Raw genomic sequence first — 13,301 nt, forward strand, 5'->3', positions numbered from 1 at the left:
TTTCCTGAGTTTATAAAAAAGACGTTTTAAAGAATGTAAGCCTTAAATACTTTTGAGGTATCTAATTATAAAACATACCATGATGAACCCAAAAAGAGAACTTATTTTTTTAAGAACATTTGCAGTAAGTATAACAGCACTAATAGGAGTTTTAACTACTGTAGCCTTTAAAAATAAAGGAAATACACAATTTGATACCATTGACGTAAAAAGAATTAATATTATTGAAAATGACGGAACGGTAAAAATGCTTATTACTAACGCAGCAAACTTTCCTGGCAAAGGCGATAAGATTAATGGAAGAGTATATCACGAAAGAAAAAAGAGAGCAGGAATGCTTTTTTACAACGAAGAAGGTATAGAGTGTGGCGGGTTTATTTATGACGGAAAAAAGACCGAAAAAGGACATAGCTCAGGATTGTCATTAACGTTCGATCAGTATGATGGAGACCAAGTAATGCAACTCATAACTACCGATGCTAAGAAAAATGGGAAAAGATACAAAGCAGGCAGGTTGGTGTTTAATGATCGAGGAGACAACGAAACCCAAGAGATGGCTCAAAAAATAAGTGAAGAATTAAGAGCTATTAATGATCCGGCTGAAAGAAGAGCTAAGTTTAAAGAGTATCAACAAAAAGGAATGATAGGAGGAGTACCTAGAGTAGCTTTAGGACAAACACCAGGAAAACAAAATGGATTGTTTTTATATGACACTAATGGAAAAACAAGAGCTAAGTTTATTATAGACGAGGATAATAAAATAAAACTAGAAGCCTATGATGAGAAAGGAAATACAGTAAGTACTTGGCCAGAAGTTAAATAGAAATACTAGAGTTTGCGGTGAGATTCTTCCAAAGATTTCATCGCAAATTTGATATATTTGTGAGTACTGATATGAAAACAAACACATCCTTTTTTAGAGAAAATGCTACATTTTTAATCTTTCTCTTTACCTTTTGCTTAATATTTATTTTAAAAAATCAATTTGGGAATTCAGATTCTTGGAAGGATTTCATCTTTTACCCTGATGCTCCTTTTTGGTATTTCTTTAAAGCAGTTTTTATTTTTTGGTGGATTAGTTTTATTAAAAAGAGTATTAATAAAAACTCAAAAAAACAAACTTCATTAAGTAGGAGATATGTGCGTTTTTTTGGAATAGGCTTGTTAACATATTTAGTGATAGGAAATAGTTTTGGATTAATTGTTGCGTTTATTTTTGATACCTATTCCAGAAACTTTGGTTCTGTTTATCATATAATATACGTCAATATAAACGCTGTAATTGACTTTATTATTTTTGGTGGATTTTCATTAGCCTACTTGTATTACAAAGAAAATGTAGCGTATCAAAAGCAGGTAGCTGCCTATGAAATAAGTAAAGCTAAGAACGAGATTACACAATTAAAAAACCAATTAAACCCTCACTTTCTATTCAATAATTTAAATGTTTTAGATCAGCTTATTGATGAAGACACGGAAAGAGCTTCTTTGTTTTTAAATCGATTTTCAGAGTTATATAGGTATAGTTTACATAGTGCAGATAAGCAATTGGTTTCATTAAAAGAAGAGTTGTTTTTTGCAGAAGGGTATTTTAAGCTAATGGAAGAAAAATATCAGGGGTATTATCAACTACACATAGCACCAGCATTGTATATAAAAAATAGTGTAGTACCACCATTTTGTTTACAAGTTCTTATAGAAAATGCCATTACTCATAATAAAGGAACCTTTGAATCTCCTGTACAAATTACCATTACAGAGGATAAAGGAATTAAAGTAACGAATAACAAAGCGTTGTATTCTAAAAAAAGAAAAAGTAATGGAGTGGCATTGGCTAACCTATCAAAACAATTTGAACTGCTTGCTGAAAATACTATTAAGATACGCGAAACTGAAAAAGAGTTTGAAGTTGTTTTACCATTAATACTACCTCATAAACCTGTTTAGAAATGATAAAAGCACTTATAGTTGAAGATGAGTTACCTGCTAGAAAAAAGCTAAAAAAGTATATAGAAAGTTATCATGAACCTATTACTGTGGTAGAAGAGTTTGAAACGGTAGAAGAAGTGCTTCAGTTTTTTGAATCAACTTCTGATATTGATTTGATTTTTTCTGATATAGAGCTACGAGACGGTAATGTTTTTGAAGCCTATAAAAAGCTAGCAATTCAAACACCAATTATTTTTATTACAGCTTACAACCAGTTTTGGATGCATGCTTTTGAAACCAGTGGAATAGAGTATTTATTAAAACCGTATTCGTTTGAACGGTTTGAAAAAGCGGTATACAAGTACTCAAGCTTAAAAAACTCAATGAAGGTTGAAAGCGATCATAATGTTTTACAAAAATTAGATGCTTACTTAGCAAATCAAACAGCTCAAGCTCCTAAAAGCTATCAAGATTTTATCGCTGTTAAATCCTCTCAATATACCTATTTCTTAAAGGTGGATGAGGTAATGTATTTTCAAGCAGATTATGGGATTGTAACAGCATACGATATAAGTAATAAAAAGCATGTATTAAATCAATCTTCTTTAAAAGTATTAGAAGAAATGATAAATCCTAGTGTGTTTTTTAAAATTAATAGAGGCGAACTACTCAATAGAAACTATATAGAAAAGATAAGTAGGTACAATAAAAATGTTGTGGCTATTAATCTAAAAAACAGCCAAACAATTTTAAAAACCAGTCAAAACAAAACAGCAGAGTTTACAAAGTGGTTAGGATTATAAAATAGGTGATTACGGTCATTACGAACAAAAGTGAGGAATCTCATTCAAAAGAGAAAAGCCGTTTAGTCTGATAGTAATAAAAACAAAGCGGTTTAGATAAACATCCAAACCGCTTTTGTTTATAAGGTTATTCTACATGCGTAAAAACCTTAGCTACAATTTTCCATTCATTCTCTATTTTGTTTAGAGATAAATAGTCATAGTAATTATAACCCAACATAGGTACATGTAACTTTGCCATGGCTATTTTCCCCATAATATCAACCCCTACAATTTTCATGTTAAAAGTTTCTTTTAAATCATTTGGACTTTGCCTGTTAGCAACCCCTTCAATATAATTTTCAGAACTTTTAAAATAGTCAGCGCCTTTAATATCTCCATAAATAGGAGTATTGTTATGAAAGCATGATTGAAGTTTTTGAGTATCTCCATAAAAAATACCCTCAAAGTAGTTCGTTACTAAAAGTTCTATTGCTGTTATATTCTCTTTATACATCTTTTTTAGTTTTAAATGGCATGACCAACGGTGTGACCACCAGCCACATTCATAGTTTCACCTGTAACAAAATTTGAAAAAGCTAAATAGTAAGCAGCTTCAGCAATATCAGTTACCTCACCAATACGGTTTAACAAGTGTAACCCAGCTAAACTATCAGCGTCTTCAATACCTATTTTGCTTTGTAGCGGACTTCTAATAATACCTGGAGCAATAGTATTTACTTTAATATTATCATTACCAAACTCAGCAGCGAGTTGTCTGGTTAAGGCATGAATTGCACCTTTGCTCATTAAAGGAGCAGTAGCAGGGAAACCAGCTATGGCATGATCTACTAAAACAGTTCCTATATTTATAATAGCTCCATTTTTTTGTGCTACCATACTCGGAATAACAGCTTGAGAGGCAAAATAAGTTCCTTTTAAATTCACATTCCAGTACAACTCTAAATCGCTTTCTTCAACCTCTAAAAAAGGTTTAGGAGCAAAAATTCCTGCATTATTAATCAGTACATCTATACTGCTGAATTTTTCTAAAGCTAAGGCTACTAATTGTTTACTTGTTTCTTGTTTACTAATGTCTCCAACAAGAAGCACAGCGTTTAACGGACTACCTAACTCTTCATAAGCTTTTTGTAGGTTTTCTTCATTAGAAGCATTCATTACTACATTGCATCCTTTTTCTATAAAAAGTTTAGCAATTTCTTTACCAATACCTGTTGAAGCTCCTGTAATAATTGCGGTTTTGTTCTTCATGAGTCTTATTTTTTAGTTCCTAAATATTGTTTACCATCGTGCCCCCAATTACCCATAGGAACTTCTTCAATAACAATATGGGTAGTTGCAGGATTTTTTTGGAGTACATCAACTAAAAGCTGTGTAGTTCCTTCAATAAGTTGACGTTTTTGTTCTTGGGTTACCTGTTCGTCGGTAACTTTAATGTTTACAAAAGGCATAATAATATGTTTTAAAATTATACTACAAAGTTGCAGTGGACGTACAACTTTAGACAGGAGCTATGTCACACCTTTAAAGTGATGTATGTCACATGCAAACAATAAGAAATATTAAAAACTAAGAATTAAGCCTGCTAAGAGTTTCTCTAGAAACCCCTAAATAAGCAGCAATCATTTTTTTAGGAACCCGTTGAAAAAGGGTAGGGTATTGTTCTAACAACTGGTCATATCGTTCTTTTGCAGAATTTTGTAAGAGCGATACAATTCTTTTTTGAAGAGCTATTCTGCCCATTTTACTCTTTTTAGCCCAAAAACGTTCCATTTTGTGTATAGAGGCAGTTAGTTTATCACGGTTTTCGTAAGTAATGTATAGTAATTCGCAATCTTCAATACAATCAATTGCCGTTTTAGAAGGTTGTTGCTTAACAAACGATTCGTAATCGGTAATCCACCAATTTTCCATAGCAAATTGAAGAATATGCTCTTTACCGCTATCTTCAATAAAATAGCTCTTTACACAACCTTTAACCACCCAATATTCTTTATTGGCAGTTTCGCCCTCTTGCAATAAGTACTGGTGTTTGCGTTTAGTAATAGGCTGGAAAAAATTTAGAATATAGGCGAATTCCTCATCTGTAAGAGGTATAATTTCTTCAATATGTTGTCGTAAAGGATGTGTCATTAAGACGGTACTATTTTCTTTTTACTATATGCAAATATAGCTGTAAAGTAAGTAGTACAAGTAAAAATGTTTTTGCATATCGTCATTCCAAGGAAGGTATGACGAAATAATCTATTTATTTAGAGTCCCAAACATAAAAACTACCACGTTTGTCTCATAACAACGTTATAAAGAGAAGTTTTTCCTCAAAGATTATTGTGGTATTCTTTTTCTTGATAAAAAGAAACAAAAATCAAGACTTACAATAAAATCGTGAGAAAATACTACGACATCCTCCACTGATAAAAAGAACTCGCTATCGCTCAAACAGCTTTTTATCTTACATCCATCACTGCTGTCTTGATTTTCAAAGATTTTCTTGTAGGTCACAAAACATACCGTTATTCCGAACGTCACTGAAATTAAGATATATTTTAATTGAAAGTATGTTGCAAAGCAACTGAGAAGGAATCTCATTGAAAAGTGTTACTCTTTTTTTATTGTAATCACTGTCAGTTCGAGTGATTTTTATTGAGTAATAACGAAATAAAAATAGTATCGAGAACTATTAGAAAACTTCTCGATACAAAATTATTTTTATTTCATTTCAATAATTTTACTCGAAGTGACACTGGATGATAAAAAGAATATAGAAAAAAGAGAATAGAACAAAGACCTATAAATAAGTCTTTACTCTAACAGCGAAGCGGTCTATTCTCTTGGCTCTAAAAAACAACCGTCATAACGAGTAGCAATAGCGACGTAGTTATCTCATTATTTAAAATCCATACGCTAACAACCAAGCATTCTTTCAAAGTATTTAACCTTAAATAAAGTTAGTAGAAGTACCTATTAAGTACAAACAAAGTACAGACTCCGTATTTGCTTAGTACAAAGAGATTTAATAATAAATATGCTAGCTTTTTAAATAGAAAAATTGTAGGTTTGATACGTTGAAATTGCTAAGGATTACTTCAACAAAGAAAAAAAGCATAACTTAAAAACGATGCTATGAAATATAGAACTATGCTGTTGTTTAATAACAGGGAGATAGAAGTACTAACCTATAACTTTGGTTTTAATAGAAATATAAACGTTTCTGACCAACCCACAAGCTCCGCTAACTTTGCAGGTTTAGAATTAGAAATAGAATCAGGTAGTAATACTGATTTTGAAGAATGGGTTTGTAAAGAGAATGCTATAGATCAACTAGAGTTAAAAATATACTACCCATATTTAAAAGGAGGCTCTAAAACAATGACTTTTTTTGATTGTTACCTAAAGAAATACGAAACAGTATTTTCTAATACAAACGATCAGCCTATAAAAGACCGATTAATTATTACGTGTGCAGGAGTAAAAATGCCTAATTCTTCGTTAGAATATTCTACGTATTGGAGAAAAACACTTTCTGGAGCCCAAAACGAAGTAACTGATAACGGAGATACTGCTTCAGGAGGAGGTGATACAAACTTTAGTGTAACCCCAAAATTATCGTAATATGCCAAGTTTTGTCCCCCTAGGAATCGCTGATTACAGCGGAAATAGTGAAAGAGGCTTTGTACAATTTACTTACCAAATAGCCGATAATAATGCCAAGGAACTAACGCTACAAATTAGAGATGGAAGCTCGGTGATTTATGAAGAAAAAATAACTGATGCTAACAAACTAAAACAAGGAGAACATATTTGGAAATGGGATGGGTTTGATAGCGGAGGAATTTTAGACACTGCTAAACTAACACAATACGAAAATTTAAACCTGTATACTATTGGTGTAGATAGCTCAAATAACTATAGCAGAAAAAAGTTAGATTTTAGTATGCGTTACGATGAGGTTAAATGGGTAGATGTAAAGATTGATAAAAACTCTAAAAGAATAGATGTTACATTACGTGTTAACTTAAAAGATGGAGGAGCAAAAGGAATAGAGTGTTATGAAAAAGATATTGACCCAGATCCAAAACTTAGAGTTCCAATGGAAGTATGTCCGTGGGATGAAATACCAAAGAAATATTTGATTGCTGGTAAAGCCCCTTTAAAAACACGTACAAAAAAATTTGAAGATTTAGAAAGGTTGGCCTTAGAAGGGCTAAATTACCATTGGGGTAGAAACAGGAACCACTATATAGCCAAAGATGTTGATATTGATGGAGAAAAATATGAAGTTTATGTAAACGCAATAAATACAACGCAGAAAACAATGGATGATGTTAGTTTAATCTTTAATACAAATGGTGATTGGATTAGATCTATGAACCCAGGAAGTGTTAATGGAATAGTATCTTTTTTTGGTCAAGTAATGCCTGAAAGGATAGTATATAATTATGGGTATATTAAAGGGAGCAAAAAATGGTACTGGTTAGGAAATAATATTTCCAATGTGGATAATGATTTTTCATACACGGCGGCGCATGAAATTGGACATGAAATATTAAAAGCATTTTCTAAAGCAGCTTTTTTTTCGTATAAGCATAAAGGTAGTTCTACTCTTTCTGAGACATTGCCTGTGAATGATGGAGGAAGTGATTATCCGATAACAAATGAAATTGATTTAATGAAATATTATAATAATGACCCATATTGGTATGACTTTAAAAGAATAGTTGCAGATAATAAAGACTTAACCGGGTTACTATGGTTAACTAAATTAGAAATAAAATGAGATTCTACTACTTACTATTAATAGCACTTTTTTTGAATTCTTGTTCGTCAAGAATAGAAAGACCAGAAATTAAAGGAACGCTATACGATTCTTTAACATACAAACCAATTAAAGGTGTATTAATACAGATTGATGATGAACAGATAAAGTCCGATAACCAAGGAAAGTTTACCATACAGAGAGTAAAGAAAAGAGTGATGTTTAATTTTGAAGGTGGGCATGTTCCTTTGTTTTATTCAATGGAATTAAAACATCCAAAATACAAGAGTATCAAAATAGAAAAAGGAACAAGAGGGAGTTTTGGAGAAGAGGCAATATTGTATGATTCAATTTTCCTAAAGCCACTTGAAAAGTAAGCGTATTCTAGACATGTTATGTAGCTAAAATGAAAAACGTATTATTACTAACATTATTACTTTTAACAGTTTCTTGCAAACAAGAACTATGTGATTGTTACCACGGCTATGTATTAGATGAAAACAAAGAGCCAATAAATAAAGTAAAAATAATAGAAAGCTCATCTTATTCACAGTATACCTATTCTAAAAGTGATGGCTATTTTTATCTAAATAGAAAAGCAGATTTTATTAGTGAATTAATTTTTGTTAAAGAAGGTTATATCTCAGATACTATTTCTCCTTATACAGCGAACAGAAGAGGAGATAAATCGTTATTCGTTCATAGAAAAGACACTTTATTTATGAAGAGGAAAGAATAAAATGAGAAAACTTCTATTCATATTTTTCATGGCTTTATTATTATCCTGTAAAGAAAAAAGACTTTTTCATCACGGGGTTATTTTAGATGAAGATAACAGAGCTTTACCAAATGTAAAAGTAAAAGAATTGGACTTTAATAATTCAACATTATCTGATTCAAAAGGGTATTTCAAATTAAAAAAAGACATCAACTTTATTTCTAAATTATCCTTTTCCAAAAAAGGCTATAAAACTAAGATAGTAAGAACGGTTTGGACTCATAGTGGTGAAGTAGTAGGGTACACATTTCTAAATAAAAAAGCAGATACTATAACTTTAAAGAAGAAAGCAATACTTCCTTTAGAAGACTAAGGTTAGGTTCTAATAAATAAAACATGGTAAAAATTTTCCTCATACTATTTGCACTAGGTTCTTTAATATTAATTCTTAGTTCTCGATTTAGAAAACAAAAGCTATATTTAAAAGTACTTATTTACCTCTCTTTTACTATTGTATCAGTTTTTACATTCTCTATAACAATTATATATTTATGGAACTCTAGTGAAGATTATCACCAACGAAGGCATTTTATGGGGATTTGGAATATACAAGTTTTAAATACTACGGAAACCCTGATAAAAAACGTTAAAGTAATTAATCTAAGAGAACCAACAGATACAATTATATCAGATATTGATGGAACTGTAAATCTATATGAGTTTAGAGAAGGCTTGGTAGTACTTCAGGCAGAAGGCTATATTCCAGACACCATAAATGTAGCTGAAATGCCAAGTACAAAGGTGTATTTAAATAAGCTAAAATAAGTTTCTTTTTATCCTCATTACGAGGAGGATACGACGAAGTGATCTGTTTATTTAGAACTCAAAACTTAGAGATTGCTTCATTATCACTCGCAATGACGTTAACAAATAACGATAGAGAGGAATCTTATTAAAAGGAGTAACTCATAACCTAGAGACCTCTGACAAGAGTTCGAGGTGACACCATGAAATTAGAATTTTGTTAGATTTTAATAAAACTCATAAAACTGTTATATAAAAAGAGGTTATTCTTAACAAATAACCTCTTTTTATGTTTTATTTCTTTACTGTTCTTGACCCTAAGGAGAACTTATACCCGAATTGAAACTGATAAAAAGCCTCATCGCTTTCGCTTCCTTTGTAATTATAGGTTACTAATCTTGCAAAAATAGCTTGATTAGGGTTTTTGTTAGGATGGTAAAATACTTCTGCTTGATTTTTCACTACAGGTACTTTAAAATCTAAATCTATAGTACTAGACCCGTTATAGCTTTTATAATCAAACCAGTGAAGTCCTAATTTATAATTGAAACCGAAGTTGTTAAATCGTTTTGATGATAAGCTTATTCCTCCTCCATAACTCAATGCTTTTAAGTTTTCTACTCCTTGGGTATCGTTTTGAACTCTCGTTAGATTATAGTCTATCGTACCAAAAAAGTTCATTTTCATAGGATAGTTTTTTTGATACACTTCAAAGAAGTTTACTTCTCCACCTACGGTTAAAAAGCGTTTTTCTACCAAGTCTAACGTATTTCCTATTACACCACCTGTTGCGGTAACTAAACCTTTGTCTTCTTCAAACTTAGCATAGTGTACATAAGGTGTTATTGATTTTAAAAATTCGTATTGCATTGAAGAACTAAAGATTTGCCTTGAAAAAGGAAATACATAAAACTTCGCACTTCCTTCTAACTGCACCAATCCGTTGTCAGACTCTCCAAAGAGTGCTAAAAAGTCGGTATAAGCACGTAGTTCTACTATTTTATCTAAGTAAGTATCTTGTTTTATTTGATAAGTTGCTGGGGCTGTTAAGTTGGTTTTGTTTCCATCAATATCTTCTTTAGGCAGTTCTAACGTTAAGTCGTGTGGTACGTAGTTGTTTCCTATTTTATACTTATACATGAGTACATCACTTAAACGAATACGAAGGTTTTCAAACTCTTTTTCATCAACATTGGTTGTTGGTTGTTTTTGTGAGTAAAAAAGGAAGTTTTCAGATGCCCAATACCCATATCGTAAAAAGCTTACCCCTACATAGTTTTCAAACAATAGTAAACTTCCCTTATATTCTACCAATACCTGAATATCAGCTAAGCTACCATCGCGTATTTCAATATCTATCTTTTTAAACTTGTATTTCTTTAATGGCAATCGTACAGGGTCACTTTTATTTATAGTGTCATTACTACTTTTCTTTTTATAAAAACAAAACTCCTGTCCTTCTTTAGGTATGGTAATATCTCCAAAATAGGCTTCTTGGTTTACTTGTTTTAATACCTGATTGAACACCTTTTTCTCTCTAGATGTCTTCTCAGCTCCGTTAATATCTTCACTAATAATTATATTTTCATTAAAATAACTATAGGTTACAGGTTCTTCTACCGTTTCTTCTTGTTCAGCTTCTTTGGCTATGGTTTCTCGTGTAGGTGGTTCTTTATAAGGAAACCAACTAGCTATTGAATCTGCAGGAATGTTGGTACACACGTTTTTATAGCTAGTAAACTTAGCATAGGTAAGGTTTAGTGAATCTATATACGCTTTTCTATCCTTAATTAAAGTACTAAGCTTGTCTAAGCTTTCTTGGGTAATCGACTTTTTGGTTTCTGCTATTTCTTGCTTCTTTTCTTCTAGTGTTTTGTTGTAGTTTTCGTAGGTACTACGCAACTTTTTTATTTCAAGTTCACAGTTAATAGTTTGTGTTTGTCCGTTAACGAAAAGCACATAAAATAAGAGTGCTAAGCAGGTACTTAGAGTTTTCATAATGTTTAGTTAGTTTGGTTCGTTAGTTGTTGTTATACGCAGCTATACTCGTTTTATATTGGTAGTACAACAGGTGTTAAATTCTGTATAACTGTGTGTTAACGTTTTAAAAGTAGTAAAATATCGTTAGTAATAACAACTGTTATATTATTAAATGGTAATTATATGTATAATAGTATATGTTTTGCGGAAATCCGCAATTTAGGTTGCGGGAAACCGTAGAAATGAGTGGGATATGGTTCTTATATTTACTTATAATAAATATAACCTAACTCTTTTTTGCTATACTCATAAAAAGAATAAACATATAAAAATTTAAATATGAAGCTTTTAAAGGTTGAATTTGAAAAATACAAATCCATAGAACAACTCCAAGAATTAGAAATTGAAAATGATGTTACCATTTTAGTAGGCATGAATGAGTCTGGAAAAACTTCGATACTCGAAGCCATTGCAAAATCGAACTACTTTGAAAATGATGATGCTTTTAAATTCTCTACAACACATGATTATCCTAGAAAAGAAAAAAAGGCACTTGATAAAAGTAAAAATAATCCGTTTGCTATAAAATGTACTTTTTCAATACCTGATGAGTTATCAGGTAGTATTAAAGCGGAATTAGGAGAAAATATTCTTAAATCTACTACAATTGTAAAAACAGTATACTATGATAATACTTCCGATTATAATCAAATTGATGTTGATACAGTTAAATTCATAACAACCAAGTGCAAGGAACTAGAAATTAATGAAGATGCATTAATTCAGAAACTCGTAAGCATTACTTCACAAGAAGAATTTATTTCAGTAATACAGCCCTACCAACATGAAGAATATTTTGATAAATTAAAGTCTTTACAAGTTTATTTTGAGAATGGATCATTTGAAGAATATATAATACAAAAATATTTAGAATCTAAAATACCTAAATTCTTGTATTATGATGAATATTATGCTTTGCCTTCACGAATAAGTATTGAAAAACTACAAAACAACAATTTAGAAAAAGGAGATAGTAAAACAGCTAAGGCTCTTTTTGATTTAGCTGATATAAACATAACAGAATTACTTCAATCAAATGATTTTGAAGATTACAAAGCTGAGTTAGAAGCCACCGAAGCAATAATATCAGAAGTATTATTTAAATACTGGAAGACAAATACTAACTTAGAAATTGTTTTTGATATTGATAAAAAAATAGAACAAAAAAGTTATGGAGCACAAATTGTGGAACACATTCTTGATATTAGAGTAAAAAATTCAAGAACCAGAGTATCGCTTCCATTGAAAAACAGAAGTAAAGGTTTCAACTGGTTCTTTTCATTTTTGGTTTGGTTTAAAAAAATCCAAGAAGATACTCACTCAAACTACATTTTACTTTTAGATGAACCTGGTTTAAATTTACATGCTTCTGCTCAAGCCAATTTATTGAGTTTTATAGAGGATTTATCAGATAATTATCAAATTATTTATTCTACTCATTCTCCTTTTATGATTCCATCAACAAAATTAGAAAGAGTTAGAACGGTACTAGAAAGTAAAACTGGAACAACAATATCAGAAAGTATTCAAGAAAAAGATCCTAATACTCTTTTCCCTTTACAAGCAGCACTTGGGTATGATATTGCTCAAAACCTTTTTGTATCTCAAAAAAACCTGTTAGTTGAAGGAGTTTCTGATTTAGTTTTTCTTCAAACAGTATCTTCAATTTTGGAATCTGAAAATAGAGAGTTTTTAAGAGACGATATTACTATTGTACCAACTGGAGGGCTAGAAAAAGTAGCAACCTTTATTTCTCTTTTAAGAGGATCTAATTTGCAAATAGCTTGTTTATTAGATTCTTTCACAGATGCAAAAGGGAAAGCAAAACTTGAGAAGTTAATTAAAAACAAAATCATTCACAAAAGTAAAATAAGGTTTTTTGACGAATATCTAGAAACACATAGTCATGCTGATTTAGAAGACTTATTTGAAAAAAGTGATTATTTGAAGCTCTTTAACCTTGCATTTGAAGGCAAACATGAGTTAAAGCTTACAAACTTAAATTCGGGAATTAATCAAATAATTATTCAAATTAACAGAGCTTTAAAAATAGATAGATTTAATCATTATTTACCGGCTATTACATTTACGAAGCAAGGAGTAGATTCCAAGCGCCTTAGTTCGAAAACATTAGATAATTTTGAAAAGGTCTTTATGGATATTAACAGTCTTTTTAAATAGAATCATTCAATCTAATGATACTTAATATTATTACATATTAGCTAGTAAATACTACACTTATATCACATTC

General features: G+C 30.9%; 15 protein-coding genes. 10 read left to right on the plus strand and 5 right to left on the minus strand.

Going from position 1 to position 13,301, the window contains the following annotated elements; translation table 11 throughout:
* Nucleotides 1-79: 79 nt before the first annotated feature.
* The 3 genes from D6200_RS01930 (at nucleotide 80) to D6200_RS01940 (ending at nucleotide 2,732) form a co-directional block, all read left to right on the plus strand.
* Nucleotides 80-823: a hypothetical protein gene (locus tag D6200_RS01930; RefSeq protein ID WP_073183712.1), complete on the plus strand. Its 744-nt coding sequence runs from the start codon at nucleotides 80-82 to the stop codon at nucleotides 821-823.
* 71 nt (nucleotides 824-894) lie between these two features.
* On the plus strand, nucleotides 895-1,947 hold the full coding sequence (locus tag D6200_RS01935; protein WP_073183710.1) for a sensor histidine kinase: 1,053 nt from the start codon (nucleotides 895-897) through the stop codon (nucleotides 1,945-1,947).
* Nucleotides 1,948-1,949: 2 nt separating this feature from the next.
* Nucleotides 1,950-2,732 (plus strand): LytR/AlgR family response regulator transcription factor, encoded by a 783-nt coding sequence (locus D6200_RS01940; protein WP_073183708.1) that lies wholly within the window; start codon nucleotides 1,950-1,952, stop codon nucleotides 2,730-2,732.
* A gap of 127 nt (nucleotides 2,733-2,859) precedes the next feature.
* Here the strand turns inward: D6200_RS01940 and D6200_RS01945 are convergent, their stop codons facing one another.
* From D6200_RS01945 to D6200_RS01960, 4 genes are all read right to left on the minus strand, one after another.
* The gene (locus D6200_RS01945; protein WP_047789070.1) at nucleotides 2,860-3,228 is read right to left on the minus strand and encodes a nuclear transport factor 2 family protein; all 369 of its coding nucleotides are present in this window, start codon (nucleotides 3,226-3,228) and stop codon (nucleotides 2,860-2,862) included.
* 11 nt (nucleotides 3,229-3,239) lie between these two features.
* Nucleotides 3,240-3,983, minus strand: coding sequence for an SDR family NAD(P)-dependent oxidoreductase (locus D6200_RS01950; protein ID WP_047789069.1), 744 nt, complete (start codon nucleotides 3,981-3,983; stop codon nucleotides 3,240-3,242).
* A gap of 5 nt (nucleotides 3,984-3,988) precedes the next feature.
* On the minus strand, nucleotides 3,989-4,183 hold the full coding sequence (locus D6200_RS01955; protein WP_073183706.1) for a tautomerase family protein: 195 nt from the start codon (nucleotides 4,181-4,183) through the stop codon (nucleotides 3,989-3,991).
* Nucleotides 4,184-4,301: 118 nt separating this feature from the next.
* Entirely contained in the window at nucleotides 4,302-4,865 is a 564-nt protein-coding gene (locus D6200_RS01960) for a Crp/Fnr family transcriptional regulator (protein WP_073183704.1), read from the minus strand.
* A 990-nt stretch (nucleotides 4,866-5,855) separates the two neighbouring features.
* On the opposite strand from D6200_RS01960, the gene tssD reads away from it, so the two are divergent.
* The 6 genes from tssD to D6200_RS01990 are packed head-to-tail and all read left to right on the plus strand — an operon-like array spanning nucleotide 5,856 to nucleotide 9,031.
* Nucleotides 5,856-6,344: a type VI secretion system tube protein TssD gene (tssD, locus tag D6200_RS01965; RefSeq protein ID WP_073183702.1), complete on the plus strand. Its 489-nt coding sequence runs from the start codon at nucleotides 5,856-5,858 to the stop codon at nucleotides 6,342-6,344.
* A 1-nt stretch (nucleotide 6,345) separates the two neighbouring features.
* The gene (locus D6200_RS01970) at nucleotides 6,346-7,509 is read left to right on the plus strand and encodes a hypothetical protein (protein ID WP_073183700.1); all 1,164 of its coding nucleotides are present in this window, start codon (nucleotides 6,346-6,348) and stop codon (nucleotides 7,507-7,509) included.
* The gene (locus D6200_RS01975; RefSeq protein WP_073183697.1) at nucleotides 7,506-7,865 is read left to right on the plus strand and encodes a hypothetical protein; all 360 of its coding nucleotides are present in this window, start codon (nucleotides 7,506-7,508) and stop codon (nucleotides 7,863-7,865) included. Before D6200_RS01970 ends, D6200_RS01975 begins: the two co-directional genes overlap by 4 nt.
* 29 nt (nucleotides 7,866-7,894) lie before the next feature.
* Entirely contained in the window at nucleotides 7,895-8,227 is a 333-nt protein-coding gene (locus D6200_RS01980) for a hypothetical protein (protein ID WP_047789060.1), read from the plus strand.
* A gap of 28 nt (nucleotides 8,228-8,255) precedes the next feature.
* A complete protein-coding gene (locus D6200_RS01985) occupies nucleotides 8,256-8,579 on the plus strand; it encodes a carboxypeptidase-like regulatory domain-containing protein (protein ID WP_047789059.1) in 324 nt (107 codons plus the stop codon).
* Between the two features lie 23 nt (nucleotides 8,580-8,602).
* The gene (locus D6200_RS01990) at nucleotides 8,603-9,031 is read left to right on the plus strand and encodes a hypothetical protein (RefSeq protein ID WP_073183695.1); all 429 of its coding nucleotides are present in this window, start codon (nucleotides 8,603-8,605) and stop codon (nucleotides 9,029-9,031) included.
* 273 nt (nucleotides 9,032-9,304) lie between these two features.
* Here the strand turns inward: D6200_RS01990 and D6200_RS01995 are convergent, their stop codons facing one another.
* Complete coding sequence (locus tag D6200_RS01995) at nucleotides 9,305-11,008, minus strand: hypothetical protein (RefSeq protein WP_125064360.1); 1,704 nt, start codon at nucleotides 11,006-11,008, stop codon at nucleotides 9,305-9,307.
* Nucleotides 11,009-11,329: 321 nt separating this feature from the next.
* Between D6200_RS01995 and D6200_RS02000 the strand changes: the two genes are divergently transcribed.
* Complete coding sequence (locus D6200_RS02000) at nucleotides 11,330-13,231, plus strand: ATP-dependent nuclease (protein WP_073183692.1); 1,902 nt, start codon at nucleotides 11,330-11,332, stop codon at nucleotides 13,229-13,231.
* Nucleotides 13,232-13,301 lie beyond the last annotated feature (70 nt).

This window comes from Tenacibaculum mesophilum, assembly GCF_003867075.1.
GTDB lineage: Bacteria > Bacteroidota > Bacteroidia > Flavobacteriales > Flavobacteriaceae > Polaribacter > Polaribacter mesophilus.